The 16,215-nt window shown below is 70.6% G+C and carries 13 protein-coding genes; 8 read left to right on the forward strand and 5 right to left on the reverse strand.

Features of this window, described 5'->3' with window-relative positions; translation table 11 throughout:
* Positions 1-342: 342 nt before the first annotated feature.
* A complete protein-coding gene (locus ACFYYB_RS02600; protein ID WP_389432814.1) occupies positions 343-1,173 on the forward strand; it encodes a peptidoglycan recognition family protein in 831 nt (276 codons plus the stop codon).
* A 774-nt stretch (positions 1,174-1,947) separates the two neighbouring features.
* Here the strand turns inward: ACFYYB_RS02600 and ACFYYB_RS02605 are convergent.
* The gene (locus ACFYYB_RS02605) at positions 1,948-3,075 is read right to left on the reverse strand and encodes a beta-propeller fold lactonase family protein (protein ID WP_389432815.1); all 1,128 of its coding nucleotides are present in this window, start codon (positions 3,073-3,075) and stop codon (positions 1,948-1,950) included.
* A gap of 574 nt (positions 3,076-3,649) precedes the next feature.
* On the opposite strand from ACFYYB_RS02605, the gene nhaC reads away from it, so the two are divergent.
* The 3 genes from nhaC to ACFYYB_RS02620 all read left to right on the forward strand — a co-directional run bounded on the left by nhaC (position 3,650) and on the right by ACFYYB_RS02620 (position 7,979).
* Positions 3,650-5,143, forward strand: a complete 1,494-nt coding sequence (gene nhaC / locus ACFYYB_RS02610) for a Na+/H+ antiporter NhaC (RefSeq protein WP_389432816.1) — start codon at positions 3,650-3,652, stop codon at positions 5,141-5,143.
* A gap of 43 nt (positions 5,144-5,186) precedes the next feature.
* Positions 5,187-6,647 carry a basic amino acid/polyamine antiporter gene (locus tag ACFYYB_RS02615; protein WP_389432817.1) on the forward strand — a complete coding sequence of 487 codons (1,461 nt, stop codon included), beginning with the start codon at positions 5,187-5,189 and terminating at the stop codon, positions 6,645-6,647.
* A gap of 72 nt (positions 6,648-6,719) precedes the next feature.
* Positions 6,720-7,979 carry an arginine deiminase gene (locus tag ACFYYB_RS02620; protein WP_389432818.1) on the forward strand — a complete coding sequence of 420 codons (1,260 nt, stop codon included), beginning with the start codon at positions 6,720-6,722 and terminating at the stop codon, positions 7,977-7,979.
* Positions 7,980-8,069: 90 nt separating this feature from the next.
* Here ACFYYB_RS02620 and ACFYYB_RS02625 read toward each other — a convergent pair whose 3' ends face one another.
* Complete coding sequence (locus ACFYYB_RS02625) at positions 8,070-8,516, reverse strand: hypothetical protein (protein ID WP_389432819.1); 447 nt, start codon at positions 8,514-8,516, stop codon at positions 8,070-8,072.
* Positions 8,517-8,791: 275 nt separating this feature from the next.
* On the opposite strand from ACFYYB_RS02625, the gene ACFYYB_RS02630 reads away from it, so the two are divergent.
* Positions 8,792-9,292, forward strand: coding sequence for a DUF1269 domain-containing protein (locus ACFYYB_RS02630; protein ID WP_389432820.1), 501 nt, complete (start codon positions 8,792-8,794; stop codon positions 9,290-9,292).
* Between the two features lie 100 nt (positions 9,293-9,392).
* On the opposite strand, the gene ACFYYB_RS02635 is transcribed toward ACFYYB_RS02630, so the two are convergent.
* Complete coding sequence (locus ACFYYB_RS02635) at positions 9,393-10,358, reverse strand: pirin family protein (protein WP_389432821.1); 966 nt, start codon at positions 10,356-10,358, stop codon at positions 9,393-9,395.
* Between the two features lie 105 nt (positions 10,359-10,463).
* On the opposite strand from ACFYYB_RS02635, the gene ACFYYB_RS02640 reads away from it, so the two are divergent.
* Together ACFYYB_RS02640 and ACFYYB_RS02645 are read left to right on the forward strand one after the other, a co-directional pair.
* Complete coding sequence (locus ACFYYB_RS02640) at positions 10,464-10,823, forward strand: tetratricopeptide repeat protein (RefSeq protein ID WP_389432822.1); 360 nt, start codon at positions 10,464-10,466, stop codon at positions 10,821-10,823.
* Positions 10,824-10,928: 105 nt separating this feature from the next.
* Positions 10,929-12,134, forward strand: a complete 1,206-nt coding sequence (locus ACFYYB_RS02645) for a methyltransferase (protein WP_389432823.1) — start codon at positions 10,929-10,931, stop codon at positions 12,132-12,134.
* Positions 12,135-12,199: 65 nt separating this feature from the next.
* Here ACFYYB_RS02645 and ACFYYB_RS02650 read toward each other — a convergent pair whose 3' ends face one another.
* Positions 12,200-14,977 carry a penicillin acylase family protein gene (locus ACFYYB_RS02650; protein ID WP_389432824.1) on the reverse strand — a complete coding sequence of 926 codons (2,778 nt, stop codon included), beginning with the start codon at positions 14,975-14,977 and terminating at the stop codon, positions 12,200-12,202.
* A gap of 182 nt (positions 14,978-15,159) precedes the next feature.
* Here ACFYYB_RS02650 and ACFYYB_RS02655 point away from each other — a divergent pair, with 182 nt between their 5' ends.
* On the forward strand, positions 15,160-15,459 hold the full coding sequence (locus tag ACFYYB_RS02655) for a DUF2087 domain-containing protein (RefSeq protein ID WP_389432825.1): 300 nt from the start codon (positions 15,160-15,162) through the stop codon (positions 15,457-15,459).
* Here ACFYYB_RS02655 and ACFYYB_RS02660 read toward each other — a convergent pair.
* Positions 15,432-16,196, reverse strand: coding sequence for a phosphodiesterase (locus ACFYYB_RS02660; protein WP_389432826.1), 765 nt, complete (start codon positions 16,194-16,196; stop codon positions 15,432-15,434). The two genes, ACFYYB_RS02655 and ACFYYB_RS02660, sit on opposite strands and share 28 nt — an antisense overlap.
* Positions 16,197-16,215 lie beyond the last annotated feature (19 nt).

A 16,215-nucleotide genomic window follows, 5' to 3' on the forward strand; every position in this document is an offset into this window, starting at 1 on the left:
TCGAGGTCGAGGCCGCGCACCCAGTCCCAGAACGGGCCGTGCGGGTCGAGCTTCTCGCCGATCAGACCCAGCAGGCGGGACCGCACTCCGAACTTCGTCTCCGTCGACTTCCACCGCCTGTCCGACGGCAGGTGACGACTCCGGGCCCTGGGCCGGGCCACGACCTGCGTCGGCCGTGGCCCGGCCGGCCGGGAGGCCGGGCAGAGGAGCCGCCCTACACCGTGCGGCCGACTCGCCGTCCTCCCAAAGGGCCAACGGACCGCGTCCCCGGAGCGCCTGCGTGCCCCCGGGGGGCCCCGCCTCGTTCCATGGGACGTCTCCCCCCACCGGAACGGCTGCTCCATGACCTTCACACCGCACTCCCGGCTCACCCGCAGGGCGCTCGTATCCGCCGCGCTCGCGGTCGGAGCCGCCTCCATCTTGCCCACCGCCGCCGCCTCCCCGGCCAGGGCCTCCACCGGTCCCCGGGGATTCCAGCGCCGTGACGGCCACCCGGCACCCGAGATCACCGACTGCGCCGGCTGGGGCGCCCGCGAGGCGTCCGAACCCGTCGTACTGCTCGCCTCGCGGCCCGAGAAGATCATCATCCACCACACGGCCACGGCCAACGTCACGGACTACTCGCGGGAGCGGGCCCTCCAGCTCGCCCGTGCCATCCAGACGTACCACATGGACATGCAGGGCTGGATCGACACCGGCCAGCACTTCACCATCAGCAGGGGTGCCTTCGTCCTCGAGGGGCGGCACCACAGCCTCGCCGCGCTGGACGCCGGGGCCCAGACGGTACGGGGCGCCCACTGCGTCGGCCAGAACAGCGTGGCCATCGGCATCGAGAACGAGGGCACCTACATGACGGTGCAGCCTCCGCCGGCGCAGTTCTCCGTCCTGGCCGACCTGTGCGCCCGCGTGTGCCGCCAGTACGACGTACCGGCCTCCGAGATCTACGGGCACCGGGACTTCAACAGCACCGCGTGTCCCGGTGACACGCTCTACGCGCTGCTGCCGAAGCTGCGCGAGGACGTCGCCCTGCGACTCGGAAGCGCCGAGCCCGTGTCGCTGCCGCGCCGGCCCGAACAACGCCCTCTCGACCGGCCCGCCGACCCGGCGGCGGTGGCCGACGCCCACGCGGAGTACCTCCCGGAAGGACTGCTGGCCTCTCTGCGCCACGGCTGACACGCACGGCGCCGACGGCTCACGTCACGGTTCGGTACGGTCGTCGCCCCCCAACGGCCCGACCGGCCGCGGCAACCGCTCCGTGTGCCTGTCGCCAAAGCCGCTCCCGCCCGTGGTTTCGTGCCGCCAGGTGCGCCGCGCGGCCGGCAGCACGTGGTCGTGCCGGCCGTGCGGCGCGGCAACCCGCGCGGGGCCCGGTGCCGCTACGGGGCCGCGGGGATCACGACGGGCTGGCCCGTGACGACGAGGGTGAAAACGCGTCCGGGGGAACCAGGAGGGCCCGCAGGTCCGGCTACTCCCTGGGGTCCGGCGGGCCCGGCTGATCCCGGGGTGCCGGCCGGGCCGGGGACCCCCGGAGCGCCCTGGGCTCCCGGAGGACCGGGGGCTCCAGCCGGTCCGGGAGACCCGGAGGGTCCAGCCGGTCCGGGAGGTCCGGGAGGAAACGGAGGCTCTCCGGGGTGGGGCTCGCACGACTCGTCCCATGGCCGCCCCTCGGCGCATTCGTCGTACTGCGGAGGGGGATTCACCGTCAGGTACTGCGCGTCCGACGGGTCCTGCGGGGTGGCGGCGGCTGCGGGCGCCGCGAAACCGGCCCCCGTGAGGGCGAGCGAGACAACGGCTCCGGCGACCCATCCGGTCCGGCGTGGCGGACCGCTCCGCCGCGTCGCTGCTGTGCTTTCAGACGGCATGCGCTTACTCCTGATCATTGTCCGCTGGAAGTGGACCCCGGGCCCGTGGGCGGTCGGCGGCCGCCTTCGGGGCGTCGCGAGGTCGTCATGGCGTGGCACAGACGGCATACGGGGTGAGGGTGACGTCGTCCCGCGTCCTGTTCTGCCCGTTCACCTCCCAGTCGTTGGTGCCGGGTACCGGCCTGCTGACGAGCTGATCCGGTGCGGGACCGCTGGATCCGAAGCCGCCGCCCGTCAGTACGCTGCCGGCCGGGCAGGACACCTTTGAGGTCCCCGGCACCGAGCCCAGGTCGATTCCGATGAGCGCGCCTTCGGGACTGTCGATGGTCGCGGAGACGGAGTTGGTGGCGAGGTCGATGACGGATACCGCGTGCGCGCCATTGGGGTGGCTGACGTACAGCCGGGCTCCGGTGGGGGAAACCGCCATTTCCGCGGGATCCCCGGAGGTGGGGATGGAAGTGACGACGCTGTTCGTGGCGGCATCGATGACCGACACCCGGGCGTTGTTCCGGTCGGCGACGTAGACGCGCTTTCCGTCCGGCGAGACCTCCACGCCGTCCAGTCCCTGGTTGACCGGAATCGGCACCACGACCGTGTTGGTGGCGGTGTCGATGACCGAAACCTCGCCCGAGGTGTTCTCGGTGACGTAGACACGCGCGCCGCTCGGCGAGATGGCCACCTTTCGCGGTGCGCTCGGTCCGACGTCCACCGTCGTGATGAGCGTCATGGTGGCGGAGTCGATCACTGCCACCACACCTGCGCCCCGGTAGGCGACGTAGAGGCGCTTACCGTCCGGGGATACCGCCAGCCCGTTCGGGAGCGTGTCCGCCCCCGTCTCGAGGGTGCCCACGACGGCATGGGTGGCGGAGTTGATCGCCACCACACGGTTGGCCAGTCCGTTCCCCTCCACGGTGACATAGGCGCGACTGTCGTCCGGCGAGATGGCCACGCTCTCCGGAGTGCCGTTCCCCGTGGGGATTTCGGCCACCACGGTGTTGGTGAGGGCGTCGATCGCCGACACGGCGCCCGAGTCCCGCTCCGTCACGTAGACCTTCTTGCCGTTTCGGGCAACGGCGACCTGCAGGGGCCCGCTGAACGCTCCGGTGTCGATGCTCGTCACGAGGGCGTTGGTGGCGGTGTCGAACACCCGGACCTTGTCCTGGCCCGTGTTGGCGACGTATGCGTACGTGCCGGGCGCGGCAGGAGCCGCCAAGGCGACGGACGGCGTCAGAACGGCTGCGGCAGCGGCAGCCGCAGCCGCAGCCGCAGCCGCAGCGAATACCGTGCACGATGCTTTCCGAACACCGTGCTTCGACACGTACCCCCGGACGCTCCCCACACGCGGATTCCCGCGAACGGCGAAGTGCTGCATGGATCCTCCTCGAACGACCCGATCAGGGAGTGTCCCTGATCGAGCTGCGAGGAACGTTGTATGCGTAGTTATATCTGATCATCAGTCATGACATGTCGCCAGTACTCCAAATGTCGCAATCCGGCCTACCTTCGGGGCAAGGTCAACGGCCAGGCCCCGGGGCTGCCCATCGACCCGCACAGGGCCGACCGGACACGGCGCCGGACAAGACCACCGGCCTGGGTGTGCCGTTGGAGGACGTTGCCAAGTGCGCCCCTCGGAGCGGACGCCGTCAGGTCGCGACACTCACTCAGCTACGCGATATCCACCGATATGAGGCTATATTCCACATCTCGGAGGGCTACGGCGTCGCGGCCCATGCGTGAACGGGGCTGGGATGCGGGACGAGGAAGAAGGCGAAGCGCCGGGTCCTCCGGTGCGCGAGCCGTCCCTGCTCGACTCGATCGTGCCCCTCGTGGTGCTGGCCGTACTGGTCGCCGGGTCGCTGGCCCTGTTCGGGCTCGACGCACTGGACGGGCCGATCCAGGTGGCCCTGGTGCTGTGTGCGATGGCCGCGGCGCTGGTGGCGATGAAGAACGGCCATCCGTGGAGCGCGGTGCAGCAGGCGGGTCAGCGCGCCCTTTCCTCGATCACCAGCGCGGTGTTCATCCTCCTGGCGGTGGGCGCCCTGATCGGGGTGTGGAACCTTTCCGGGACGATCCCGACCTTGGTGTACTACGGCATCCAAGCGCTCTCACCGAGTTGGTACTACGCGGCCACGGCCGTCATCTGCGGCGCCATCGCCCTGAGCATCGGGAGTTCCTGGACGACCGCGGGCACGATCGGCGTGGGGTTGGTCGGAGTCGCGGACATGCTCGGCGTGTCCACAGCGATCACAGCCGGCGCGGTGATCTCGGGCGCGTACCTCGGAGACAAACTCTCCCCACTGTCGGAGACGACGGTTCTGACCGCCCAGATGGTGAAGGTCGACGTCCACGAGCACATCAAACGCCAGGCGTGGACGTCGTTGCCCGCGTTCGTCATCGCCTTCGCAGTCTTCCTGGTGATCGGCCTGGTCAAGAGTGCCGACGTGGTCAACCCGGTGGGAGAGGACATCGAGCTCGCCCGCCTCGGCGACATCTACCACATCACTCCCTTGAACCTTCTGCCTCTCGTCCTCCTGGCCTTCCTGTCGGTCAAGAAGGTGCCCGCTTCGCTCGCCCTCATCGGCTCGGCCATCTTCGCGGGCGTGCTCGGCGCGTTCCTGCAGCCCTCCGTGATGCGGGACTTCGTCGCCGGGTCCGGAGACGTCGTGCTCGAGTCGCTGAAGGGCATCTGGCTCGCCATGGCGAACGGATTCTCCATTCAGTCCGGCATCCCGCTGATCGACCAACTGCTCTCACGCGGCGGCATGGACAGCATGCTCCTCACCCTCTGGCTGATCATCGGTGCGGTCACCTTCGGTGCCGTGCTGGAGGAGTTCGGCCTCATCGCCCGGCTCGTGGACCCACTGATCCGCTCGGCGAAGAGCACCGGCCGCCTGTTCCTCACCGTGTTCGCCTGCGCCTTCGGCCTGAACGTCGTCGCCGGTGACCAGTACATCGCCCTCGTTCTGCCCTCGCGGGTGTTCCGTCTGGAGTTCGAGAGGCGCGGGCTCGCGCCGACGAACCTGTCCCGTCTCTGCGCCGACAGCGGCACGGTCACCTCCGCGCTCGTCCCGTGGAACTCCTGCGGCGCGTTCATGGGAGCGGTGCTCGGCGTCCCCACCCTGACCTACGCCCCGTTCGCGATCTTCAACTACGCCAGCCCGGCCCTGAGCGTCCTCTACGGCATCACCGGGTTCAAGATCGAGAAAGTCGCACCGCCCGAGGCCGGGTCAGTGACCGGCTCCGAGGGCGGGTCCGGGTCCGGGGCCTCCATCGGCCCGTAGCCGGCAGCCCCCACCACCGAGAGTCGTAGAGACGAAGGAAGCCATGAGCAACGCCGAGACCAACGACGCGGCGGCGACCACCGCAGGCCGGCCGGCCGTCAAGCTGACGCTGCTGACACTGACCGCGATGGTGGTCGGCTCGATGGTCGGCGCCGGGGTGTTCTCCCTACCGCGCCGCTTCGCCCAGGAGACGGGGGTCGCGGGCGCCCTGATCGCCTGGGCGATCGCCGGTACGGGCATGCTGATGCTCGCGTTCGTGTTCCAGACCCTCGCGGTACGCAGGCCCGACCTCGACGCGGGCGTGTACGCCTACGCCAAGGCCGGATTCGGGGAGTACCTCGGATTCTTCTCCGCTTTCGGCTACTGGGCGAGCGCATGCGTCGGCAACGTCACCTACTGGGTGCTCATCATGTCGACGATCGGCGCGATCTGGCCCGCGCTCGGCGACGGGGACACCATCCTCGCCGTCATCCTCTCCTCGGTCGGCTTGTGGGCGTTCTTCCTGCTGATCCGCCGCGGAGTCAAAGAGGCGGCCGCGATCAACAAGATCGTGACCGTGGCGAAGATCGTGCCCATCCTCGTCTTCGTCGTCCTCGCGCTGTTCTGCCTCGACACGGACGTCTTCGCGGCCAACTGGGGCGGCGCCGACTACGCCGGTTCACTGTTCAACCAGGTCCGCGGGACGATGCTGGCCACCGTCTTCGTCTTCCTCGGTGTCGAGGGGGCGAGCGTCTACTCCCGGCACGCCAAGCGGCGCGAGGACGTCGGCCGCGCCACCGTCCTGGGATTCCTCAGCGTCTTCGCCGTCTTCGCCTCGGTCACCATCGTGTCCTACGGGATCATGCCGATGGCCGAGATCGCCGAGCTGCGCCAGCCCTCCATGGCCGGTGTCCTGGAGCACGCGGTCGGCACCTGGGGCAAGGTCTTCGTCAGCGTCGGCCTGATCGTCTCCGTCCTCGGCGCCTATCTGGCCTGGACGCTCATGGCCGCGGAAGTGCTCTTCGTCGCCGCGAAGGACAAGGACATGCCCCGCTTCCTGGGGCGGGCCACCTCTGAGGACGTGCCGGTTCCCGCGCTGTTGATGACCACGTCCCTGAGCCAGGTCGTCCTGGTCGTCACGATGTTCTCCGAGGACGCGTTCAACTTCGCGCTCGACCTCACCAGCGCGCTGAGCCTGATCCCCTTCCTGCTCGCCGCGGCCTTCGCCGTGAAGGTCGCCTCCGGGCCGGGCCGCGAGGAGACCGTCGGGCGGAGCACGCGCGGGGAGCTGGTGATCGCGGTGGTCGCCACGCTGTACACGGCGTTCCTTCTCTTCGCCGCCGGGCTCAAGTTGGTCCTGGTCTCCTTCATCCTCTACGCCCCGGCCACGTTCCTGTTCGTCAAGGCGCGGCGGGAGCAGAACCGGCGCCTGTTCTCCCCCGGCGAGGCCGTCATCTGCGCCGTCTCCATCGCCGGCGCTCTCGTGGGAGTGCTCGCTCTGGCCGTGGGCTGGATCGAGCTGTGATCCGTACCTGACCCCCGATCCCCGATCGGGATACCTGATCCCCGAGATCCATCCAACGAAAGGCGCAACGCGTTGAGCACCGACAGCACCCCCCGGCCCGCCTTCGGCGTCCACTCCGAGGTCGGCAGGCTCCGCAAGGTCCTGGTCTGCGCACCCGGGCTCGCGCACCGCCGCTTGACCCCCACCAATGCGGACGACCTGCTCTTCGACGACGTCATGTGGGTGGAGAACGCCCAGCGCGATCACGCGGACTTCGTCAACAAGCTCACCCAGCGCGGAGTCGAGGTCGTCGAGCTGCACGACCTGCTCGCCGAGACCATGGCCATCGCCGAGGCCAGGACCTGGCTCCTCGACCGGAAGATCACCGCCAACGAGGTCGGCCTCGGCCTCCTCGACGGCACCAGGGCCTTCTTGGAGACCCTCGCACCGCGTGAGCTGGCCGACTTCCTGATCGGCGGGTTGTCGACCGCCGACCTGCCGGACGACTTCCGGTCCGGTTACGTGGCGCTCGCTCGCGAGGCGACCGGTGCGCGGGAGTACCTGATGCCGCCCCTCCCCAACACCCTCTACACCCGCGACACCACCTGCTGGCTCTACGGCGGCGTCACGCTGAACCCGCTGTATTGGCCCGCCCGGCACGACGAAACCCTCCTGATGAAGGCGATCTACACCTTCCACCCCGACTTCAAGGCCTCCACCGTATGGTGGGGAGATCCCGAACAGAACTGGGGACAGGCCACGTTCGAGGGCGGCGACATCATGCCGGTCGGCAACGGCGTGGTACTGATGGGCATGAGCGAACGCACCTCACGCCAGGCCATCACGCAGGTCGCCGCCTCCCTGTTCAAGAACGGCGCCGCCCAGCACGTCATCGTCGCGGGCATGCCCAAGCTGCGGGCCGCCATGCACCTCGACACCGTCTTCACGTTCGCCGACCGCGACATCGTCACCCTCTATCCCAAGATCATGGACGCGGTGCACACCTTCTCCCTGCGCCCGAGCGACAAGCCCATGGGCATCGAGATCACGGACGAGGGATCGAGCCCGTTCGTCGACGTCGTGGCCAAGGGCCTCGGGCTGCCCCGGCTGACGGTCATCGAGACCGGCGGGGACGTGTACGCCTCCGAGCGCCAGCAGTGGGACAGCGGCAACAACGCGGTCGCCCTGGAGCCCGGCGTGGTCTTCACGTACGACCGCAACACGCAGACGAACACGCTGCTGCGCAAGGCCGGTGTCGAGGTCATCACCATCGTCGGCGCCGAACTCGGGCGCGGGCGCGGTGGCGGACACTGCATGACCTGCCCGCTCATCCGCGACGCCGTCTCCTTCTGACGGGCCGGGCACCGTCGCCGGGCGGCTCGTCGGATCCGCCGGGCCGCCCGGCGGTGGGGTGCGGGGGCTTGGACGTCGTGTACGGCCGGGTCAGGCAGTCAGGCCCGCGTCTGCTTCTCGGTGCATGCCCGTGCACAGCGCCCAGATGACGAGAAGGTTGATGGCGATGAGCACCAGGGCCCACAAGGGGTAGTACGGCAGCCACAGGAAGTTGGCGATCGCGCCCAGCCCGGCGATGGAGACACCGAAATAGCGCGCCCACAGGGCTCCGCTGATGACGGCGCAGCCGGCGAAGACGAGGATGATGCCCAGGATGAGGTGGATCCAGCCCCAGCCCGCCAGGCTGAACTCGAAGATGTAGTGGCGCGTCGCGAGGAACACGGTGTCCTTGGTGATGGCAGCGATCCCTTCGAAGATCGCCATCGCTCCACCGAAGATCATGAAGGCTGCTGCCATGACGGTGGTGCCGGATACGGGCGCGTGCCAGGGACTCGGGTGTGAGTTACCTGCTCGGGGTCTGCTGGCGTCACTGGCCATTTCGGTCTCCATGGGTCGCAGAGCCGGCCGACCTCGTGTGCCGGGATCGGCATGATCCCCTGTTTCAGCGTGTCACGGCGGCCATCCATCGGCATTCCGGACCACGACGCCTCCCCGCGTTTCCGCGTTTCCGCGTTTCGGAGTGCCGGAGTGCCGGAGTGCCGGAGAGCCGGGGCGGAGCTCGTCGCCCGGCGCCCGCGGCGGTGGCGGGATGCTGAAGCCCCCACGGAGGCATAGCGTGCGGTGAGGTCCTGTCGCCACACCGGGAGGCGTTCATGTCGGAGCTGATGGTGATCGGATACGAGGATCCCGAGACGGCTCGGCGCGCCTACGCCACCGTGCAGGAGCTGCACCGGGACCACGTCGTCAGCGTGAGCGGGCTGGCGGTGGTGTCGGTGGATGCGCAGGGCGAGACCCACGTGGACACGCCGAGCCGCCTCATCGGTCCGTCGGCCGCGGCCGGGGCGGTGTGGGGCATCGTCTTCGGCGTGCTGTTCCTTCTGCCCGGCGTCGGGTTCGTCGCCGGGGCGGCGGTCGGCGGACTGCTGGGGAAGCTCGGAAAATCAGGTGTCGATGAGGAATTCCGCCGACGCGTTCAAGACCTCCTCAAGCCCGGGTCGGCGGCCGTGGCGATCATGGGCCTGATCGTCTCGGAGGAGAGGTTCACCGAGGCCATGCGGCAGCACGGCGGCACGGTTTTGAAGGCCTCGCTCGAGGCCGCCGAGGAGAGCGAACTGGCCGAGCAGCTCGCGGGCTCTCAGCCGAGGCGTGCCTGAAGGCCGACCGGGAGAGCGCGCCGACTCCCGCCAGGCGGCTGGAAGCGGAGCGAAACGACAGCCGCTCCGACCTTCTCGCCCCTGGCGGCATCAGCGCGGTTCAGCGCAGCCTTCCCCTGGGCTTCAGGCGAGTGGAGGGCAGATCCGGGGCCGGAATCGGAGGGCCGTCGTAGCCCTTCACCTCCCCGTACCGGGAGCCTTCCATCCAGTCCTTGCGGAACTGGACGATCTCCTCGTTGGAGCGCCCGATCCAGTTCCAGAACATCACGATCTCCTCCTCGAACGGCTCGCCGCCCAGCAGCATCAGGCCGGCGTCCGAGACCGCGCGCAGCGGGAGGTCCGTGCGGCCGCAGCCGAGGTAGAGCATCGCGCCCGGGAGGAGGGGGACGCCGTCGACGTGGGCTTCGCCCGACATCGACAGGACGGCGTACTCGAAGTCCGGGTCCAGCGGGAGGCGGGTTTCCGTGCCCGCCGCCAGGGCCAGGTCCGCGCCGACGATCGGGCTGTACGCGGTTCCGGGCGAGGTAGCCGCGTCCAGGGTGCCCAGGATGACCGTCGCCGTCAGGCCCGGGGCGGTGACCTGCGGGAGGTCCGCGTGGTGCTGGAAGTGCGGGTCCACGTCGCGGTGCGCGTCCGGGAGGGCCACCCACAGCTGCGCGCCGTGCAGGAGGCGGGCGTGCGGGCGCGGGCTCTCCTCGGAGTGGCTGATGCCCCGGCCGGAGGTCATCAGGCCGAGTTCGCGCGGGCGGATCGTCGCCAGGCTGCCGACGCTGTCGCGGTGCAGCACCTCGCCCTCGTGGAGCCAGCTCACGGTCTGGAGCCCCGAGTGCGGGTGGGGCGCGACCTGCATGCCCGGCTCCTCGGCGATGTCGTCGGGACCGTAGTGGTCGACGAAGCACCAGGCGCCGACCATGCGGCGGCCCAGGTTCGGCAGCAGGCGGCGGACCTCGGTGGACCCGCCGAGTTTGACGGTGCGCGGGCTCAGGAGCTCGCGTACGGGCTCGGCGACGACGAACCCGCGTCCGCCGCAGGTGGAGAGAGCGGGCTGGCGATCGAGATTGCTCATACCGCACAACTTAGTCCCGGCGCGGCCGCCGGGGTCAGGGGAATGTGCGTACGGATCCGCGTGTTGAGCTGCCCGACAGAGCGACGAAGGGATCCGATGGACGTCATGGGCGCGATCGACGGGCAGCAGGGCTACCTGGAGCACGGGACCGCCGCCGAGCGCTGGGACCGCGGCCGGCTCTTCTTCGAGGCGAAGGAGTACGCGAACGCCGCCCGTGTCCTGCACGGCGTGGCGGCCGAGGCCCCCGAGCTGCTGGCTCCGCGGCTGCTGCTGGCCCGTGCCTACTACCACTCCGCCCAGCTCTCCAAGGCCGAGCGCGAGCTCCGTGCCGTTCTGGAGCGCTGGCCCGTGGAGGACTACGCGCAGCTGATGCTCGGGCGGACCCTGGAGCGCCAGGGCCGGGCCGCCGAGGCGGCTCCGTACCTGCGGATCGCCGCCGCGATGGCCGGGGACTTTCCGGAGTAGGGGCCCGCTCTCCCCGCCCGGGGCGGGGCCGTGTGCCGCCCCGGGCACTCTCCCGGCCCCGCCCGTGCGGGACCGGGGCGGTCCCTCGGTTAGCCTGGGGGCAATATGAACCGTCTGACCACGCCCTTCGGCTCCTACGAGCTCGCCCGCTTCCCCGAGGACCCGCGCGACCGGCTCTTCGCATGGGACGCCGCCGACGAGTACCTGCTCCGCCACCTCGAGTCCGGTACGGGTGACCGCGGCCCGGTGGATCTGGCCGGCGGCGGGCAGATCACCGTGATCGGGGACCGCTGGGGGGCGCTGACGACGGCGCTGGCCGCGCACCACCCCACCCAGATCACCGACTCCAGCCTGACCCGCTCCGCCACCATGGCGAACCTGGACCGCAACGGGATCGGCACCGCCAAGGGCACCGTGACCCTGCTGACCACCCAGGACGCGCCGCCGGAGCGGATCGACGTGCTCTTGGTGCGGGTGCCCAAGAGCCTGGCGCTGCTGGAGGACCAGCTGTACCGGGTGGCCCCTCACGTGCACGCGGGCACGGTCGTCGTCGGCGCCGGCATGGTGAAGGAGATCCACACCTCCACGCTGCGGCTCTTCGAGAAGATCCTGGGACCGACGAAGACCTCCCTGGCCGAGAAGAAGGCCCGTCTGATCTTCTGCACCCCCGGCAACCCGGGGGCGACCCGTCCGGCGACCCCCGGACCCTGGCCGCTGACGTACGTCGTGGACGAGGACGGCGGCTCGGGCGCCGGGCTGACCGTCGTCAACCACGCGGGCATCTTCTGCGCGGACCGCCTCGACGTCGGCACCCGCTTCTTCCTCCAGAGCATCCCGACCAATACGGACGGGGCCCGGGTCGTCGACCTGGGCTGCGGCAACGGGGTCGTCGGCACGGCGGTCGCGGTGGCCGACCCGCGTGCGGAGGTCGTCTTCACCGACGAGTCGTACCAGGCGGTCGCCTCGGCCAAGGCGACGTTCCGCGCCAACGTCACGCACGAGCGGGAGCGGGCGGACTTCCTCGTCGGCGACGGGGTGGCGATGCTGGACCCCGGCTCCGTGGACCTGGTGCTCTGCAATCCGCCCTTCCACTCCCACCAGGCGACGACCGACGCGACGGCGCTGCGGATGTTCGCGCAGTCGCGCAAGGTGCTGCGTCCGGGCGGTGAGCTGTGGGTGGTGGCCAACCGGCACATGGGGTACCACACCCACCTGCGACGCCTCTTCGGCAACAGCGAAGTCGCCGCGAGCGAGCCGAAGTTCGTGGTCCTGCGGGCGGTCAAGCGGCGCGAGCAGCCCCGCGGCGCCTGACCCGCGCGTACGGCCCGCCGGTCCCGGAGCGATCCGGGGCCGGCGGGCCTTCGTGCGCCCAGGCCTCAGCGGTGGGCGGGGAACTCCACCACCTGCTGATAGGTGGGCCGGTTCTGCCAGTTGATCTGCGGGTGGGCCAGACCGCCCACCGGGCGCTGCACGATCGAGTCCGCGCACCACTGGTTGCCCGCGGCGCAGGTTCCGTCCGCCGGGTACACGGCGGCGGGGGTGGCGGCCGCGGCCTGCTTGAGCGTTGCCGCCATCGTGTCCCGGCACCCGGCGAGCGAGCCGCCCCCGCAGTAGGGCCGGGCCAGCGGTCCGGACACCGGGCGGCCGAGCAACGTACGCAGGTCCTTGTCCACGTAGCTCCACCAGCCGTACTGGAAGGCCGAGCCGGCGTGCGAACCGGTGGGCCCGTGGCCCGCGTTGGGTGCCTCGTCGATGGTGAGCGAGGCTCGCAGGGCATCGTAGAGCGGCGCCCCTAGGCCGGGCTTGAACTCTGCCTCGACGAGCAGCGGCCACCAGGCGTCCATGATCCGGATGGCGTCCGCGTCCGCGTGCGCGTACGTCTTCGAACCGGGTGCGGTCTCCTTGCGTTCGGTGCCCGCGGCCTGCCACGCGGCGAGCTTGTCGATCGCGGACCCGACGGCCGGATCGGTGACGGGCGCACTGCGCAGCACGGCCAGCAGCTCGGGCAGCAGGTTCTCGGCGCGCAGGTCGGTGACGGCCGCGTCGGCCATGGCCTGGGTGAGCTTGGCCCGGGTCACGCCGCCCGCCGCGACGAGCGGTTTGACGCGCTGGTCGAGGAGGTCGCCGCGGTGCACGGAGCCCATGCCGAATCCGGCCGCGGCGTATCCCTTGGCCTGCTTGTTGTTCCAACTGATGTAGTAGTCCTGGCCGATGGACTGCGGGTGCTCGGCGGGCGGCGTGTAGTCGGCCGTGTTGGCGGCCGGGTCGAAGCCCCGCCATTCGTAGCCCTGCTCGCCCCGGACGGGCAGCGCCGCGTCGACGCCGGCCGCGCGCACCGGGTTCGAGCCGCTGTTGTAGTACGCGGCTTCGCGCGAGTCGGCGTAGAACCAGTTGAAGGCGTAGCCGATGTGCCGGGCCGCCTCCTGGAAGGTGCGGGCGTCCTTCACGTAGGAGGGGTCGTTGAACATCTGGAAGCCGATGATCGAGTCGGCCTCGTGGCGGTACGTGGAGCGCAGCGCGGTGTAGGCCACGGGCTTGCCCGCGATGGTCGCGCGGTGCGTGACGATGCCGTAGTTCGTGCGCCACACCCGCATCCGGTAGGAGCCGCCCGGGGTGGGGTCGGCGACCGAGGACTTCCAGGTGTTGGTGTGTTCCAGCTTCTCCATGGGCGTGCAGGCGCCCCGGTAGACATACGAGGTGCTCGCCTTGGTGGGGGTGCCTCCGCCCGGCTCGCACAGGTCGACGGCGAAGGTGTCGGTGATGTCCTGGCCGGCGGAGGTGGCGCTCCAGGCGTAGTCCTGGCCGCGGCCGAGCTGTACGTACATGCTGACGCCGGCGAAGGATGCGCCGCGCGCGCTGATCCCCGGGCCCTGGAGCTCCTGGAGCATGAGGAGTTGGGGCGCGAGGTAGCCGGTCTGCGGGCCGAAGACGGCGACCGGGTGGCCGCTCGCGGTCTTCGCGCCGGAGACGAGCAGGGCGTTGGACATGCTCTGCTTCACCGGCTTGGGCGGGTTCGCCGCGGCGGAGGTCGCCGCCGAGCCCGTACGGTCGTACACGAGCTGCTCGGCGGTGACCGAGCCGGCGTCGGGCAGGGCCGCGCCCTGGGGGGCGGCGGGCTTCTGCGCGTAGGGGAAGCTCGTCCCGTCGTGGACGGTCAGCACGGCTTCCGGGTCCTCGCGCTGACGGAAGGACTCCCAGACGCGGGTGCCCTCCTCCAGGCCGTACGTCTGCTGCGCCGACAACAGGGAGAGCGCGGACTGTACTTCGCCGCCTCCTCCGCCGCCGAAGAGGCCGCCCACGACCGAGGCGAGGGCGATCAGGTCGGTGATTTTGAAGGGCTGGATCTCACCGGCGTTGGTGATCGAGTTGATGTGCCCGGTGAGCACGTACTCGCCGGGGAAGTAGCGGCCGTTCTTGGATTTCACGCGGTAGGCGTTGATGCCGTCGATGTAGGCCTGGGCGTCCTCCATCGCGAGCCGTCCGCGCTCCCCCTCGGCGGTGCGGATCCGGTCCACCTGCGCCTGGAGGTCCGCCTCGGTGTACGGGGCCTGCGGCCAGAACTGCTGCTCCAGGCCCTGGTTGGCGAGGGCGCCGCCCGCGAAGGGGGTGAGGTCGCCCCGGCCGACGTGCCGGAAGAGGTCCATCTGCCAGAGCCGGTCCTGGGCCGCCGCGTAGCCGGCCCCGAAGGAAGTCCCGTAGCGGGTCGTGCCCTTGATGTGCGGCACGCCGCTCTTCTTGTCCCGGGTGATGGTGACGTCGGAGCGCGGGCTCGTGGTGGACTCGACCTGGTCGGCCGGGACGCCGAAGGAGGCGTCGTTGAAGAAGTCGTTGACCTTGGCGTCGGTGAGGCCGGGATAGCCGGCCACCAGGGAGTCGTAGCGCGCCAGTTGGTCGGAGGTGTGGGCGGGCAGCGTACCGAAGGCCTTGTGGGCGAGGATCTGCGCGAGGGTGGCGTTGCCGCTCTGGCCGGGCGGCAGGATGTCCGAGCACTGCTGTCCGCAGTAGTCGGCGTAGTCCGCGACGGCTCGCGGCACCGGGGCGCCGGCCCCCGATGCGGCCGCGGCCGGGGTCAGCAGGGCCGCTCCGAGGGCGATCAGTGTGGTGGCGACGGCAGTTCGCGTACGGGCTCTCGCGTGCGTGGTGGGGCGTCGCATACGTGCTCCTCCGTGGGGGGCAGGAACCGGTCACGGGGAGGGTACTGGCAGGTGCTACCGCACGGTAAGATGAACGACCGTCACTTTTTGCCCGCGCGGAGATCCGTACGGAGACCCCCTGCGGAGACCCCGTGCGGAAAATGCGTTGCCCCGGGGCGGCCGGCCGGGCGAAGCTCCACGACATGTCACAAAGCACCGCGGACACCAGCACGCGCGCCGGGCGCGGCGTCACCGACCTGTTCACCGCCGACGGCCGCCTCGCGGCCATCCCGCGCAAGGCCGCCCGTCGCGAGCAGCTGCTCGCCCACCTCACCGAGACCCTCTTCACCGCGGACCGCGCGTACACGGAGTCACAGGTGAACGGGTTGCTGCGCACCGTCCACGAGGACTGCGCCGCGCTGCGGCGGTACCTGGTCATCGCCGGGCACCTCACCCGCACCCGCGACGGCTCCGGCTACCGGCGGGCGACGACCACCCTGTAGTGGGTCGTCAGCCGGCCGTCCTCACCGATCACGTGGAAGGCCACGGCCGGCGGCTCGTCCGTGTGGACGTACTCCTTCTCCCCGGACGCCGCTTCCCACGGGAGCCGCGTCGTGGACACCACGCCCGGAGCCGCGAGCAGCGGCCGCCCGGCGAAGCTGGTCGCCGCGCCGGTGTGGGCGTGCCCGCACAGGAACGCCGTCAGGTGCGGGTGGCGCCCGGCCAGCTCCGCCAGCCGCTCCTCGCCGAACTGCCGGATGCCGTCCACGTACGGGATGTGCAGCGGGACGGGCGGGTGGTGGAAGGCGACCAGGACGGGCACCTCGTGCGGAGTGTCGGCGAGCACCCCGTCCAGCCAGGCGATCGTCGAGTCCTCCAGGTATCCCCGGTGTGCACCGGGTACGGACGAATCGCACACCGCGAGGACGAAGCCCTCACCGCGCAGCACCTGGTCGACCGGGGCGGCGGAAGCGCGCTCCTCCCCCAGCAGGCCGCGCCGGAAGGCCGTGCGGTCATCGTGGTTGCCGGGGCAGACGAGCAGGGGATGGCGGGAGCCGAGGGCCTTGCGCGCCTCCTCGTACTCCTCCGGGCGCCCGTGATCGGCGATGTCGCCGCTCACCAGCACCGCGTCGAGCTCGTACGGAAGCCCCTCCAGGTACTCCATGACGGCACGGGTCCGCTCGGCGGCCCGGTCCCCGCCGTCGAGGTGGATGTCGCTGAGGTGGGCTATCACGATCACGGGCGGTGGCTCCTTCGGT

It is taken from the genome of Streptomyces sp. NPDC002886, assembly GCF_042888445.1.
Lineage (GTDB): Bacteria > Actinomycetota > Actinomycetes > Streptomycetales > Streptomycetaceae > Streptomyces.

Excerpts from the sequence above, each read along its gene's own strand:
- ACFYYB_RS02600 (WP_389432814.1), top strand. The coding sequence starts at position 343 with ATGACCTTCACACCGCACTCCCGGCTCACCCGCAGGGCGCTCGTATCC.
- ACFYYB_RS02615 (WP_389432817.1), top strand. The coding sequence starts at position 5,187 with ATGAGCAACGCCGAGACCAACGACGCGGCGGCGACCACCGCAGGCCGG.
- ACFYYB_RS02625 (WP_389432819.1), bottom strand. The coding sequence starts at position 8,516 with ATGGCCAGTGACGCCAGCAGACCCCGAGCAGGTAACTCACACCCGAGT.
- ACFYYB_RS02630 (WP_389432820.1), top strand. The coding sequence starts at position 8,792 with ATGTCGGAGCTGATGGTGATCGGATACGAGGATCCCGAGACGGCTCGG.
- ACFYYB_RS02635 (WP_389432821.1), bottom strand. The coding sequence starts at position 10,358 with ATGAGCAATCTCGATCGCCAGCCCGCTCTCTCCACCTGCGGCGGACGC.
- ACFYYB_RS02640 (WP_389432822.1), top strand. The coding sequence starts at position 10,464 with ATGGGCGCGATCGACGGGCAGCAGGGCTACCTGGAGCACGGGACCGCC.
- ACFYYB_RS02645 (WP_389432823.1), top strand. The coding sequence starts at position 10,929 with ATGAACCGTCTGACCACGCCCTTCGGCTCCTACGAGCTCGCCCGCTTC.
- ACFYYB_RS02650 (WP_389432824.1), bottom strand. The coding sequence starts at position 14,977 with ATGCGACGCCCCACCACGCACGCGAGAGCCCGTACGCGAACTGCCGTC.
- ACFYYB_RS02655 (WP_389432825.1), top strand. The coding sequence starts at position 15,160 with ATGTCACAAAGCACCGCGGACACCAGCACGCGCGCCGGGCGCGGCGTC.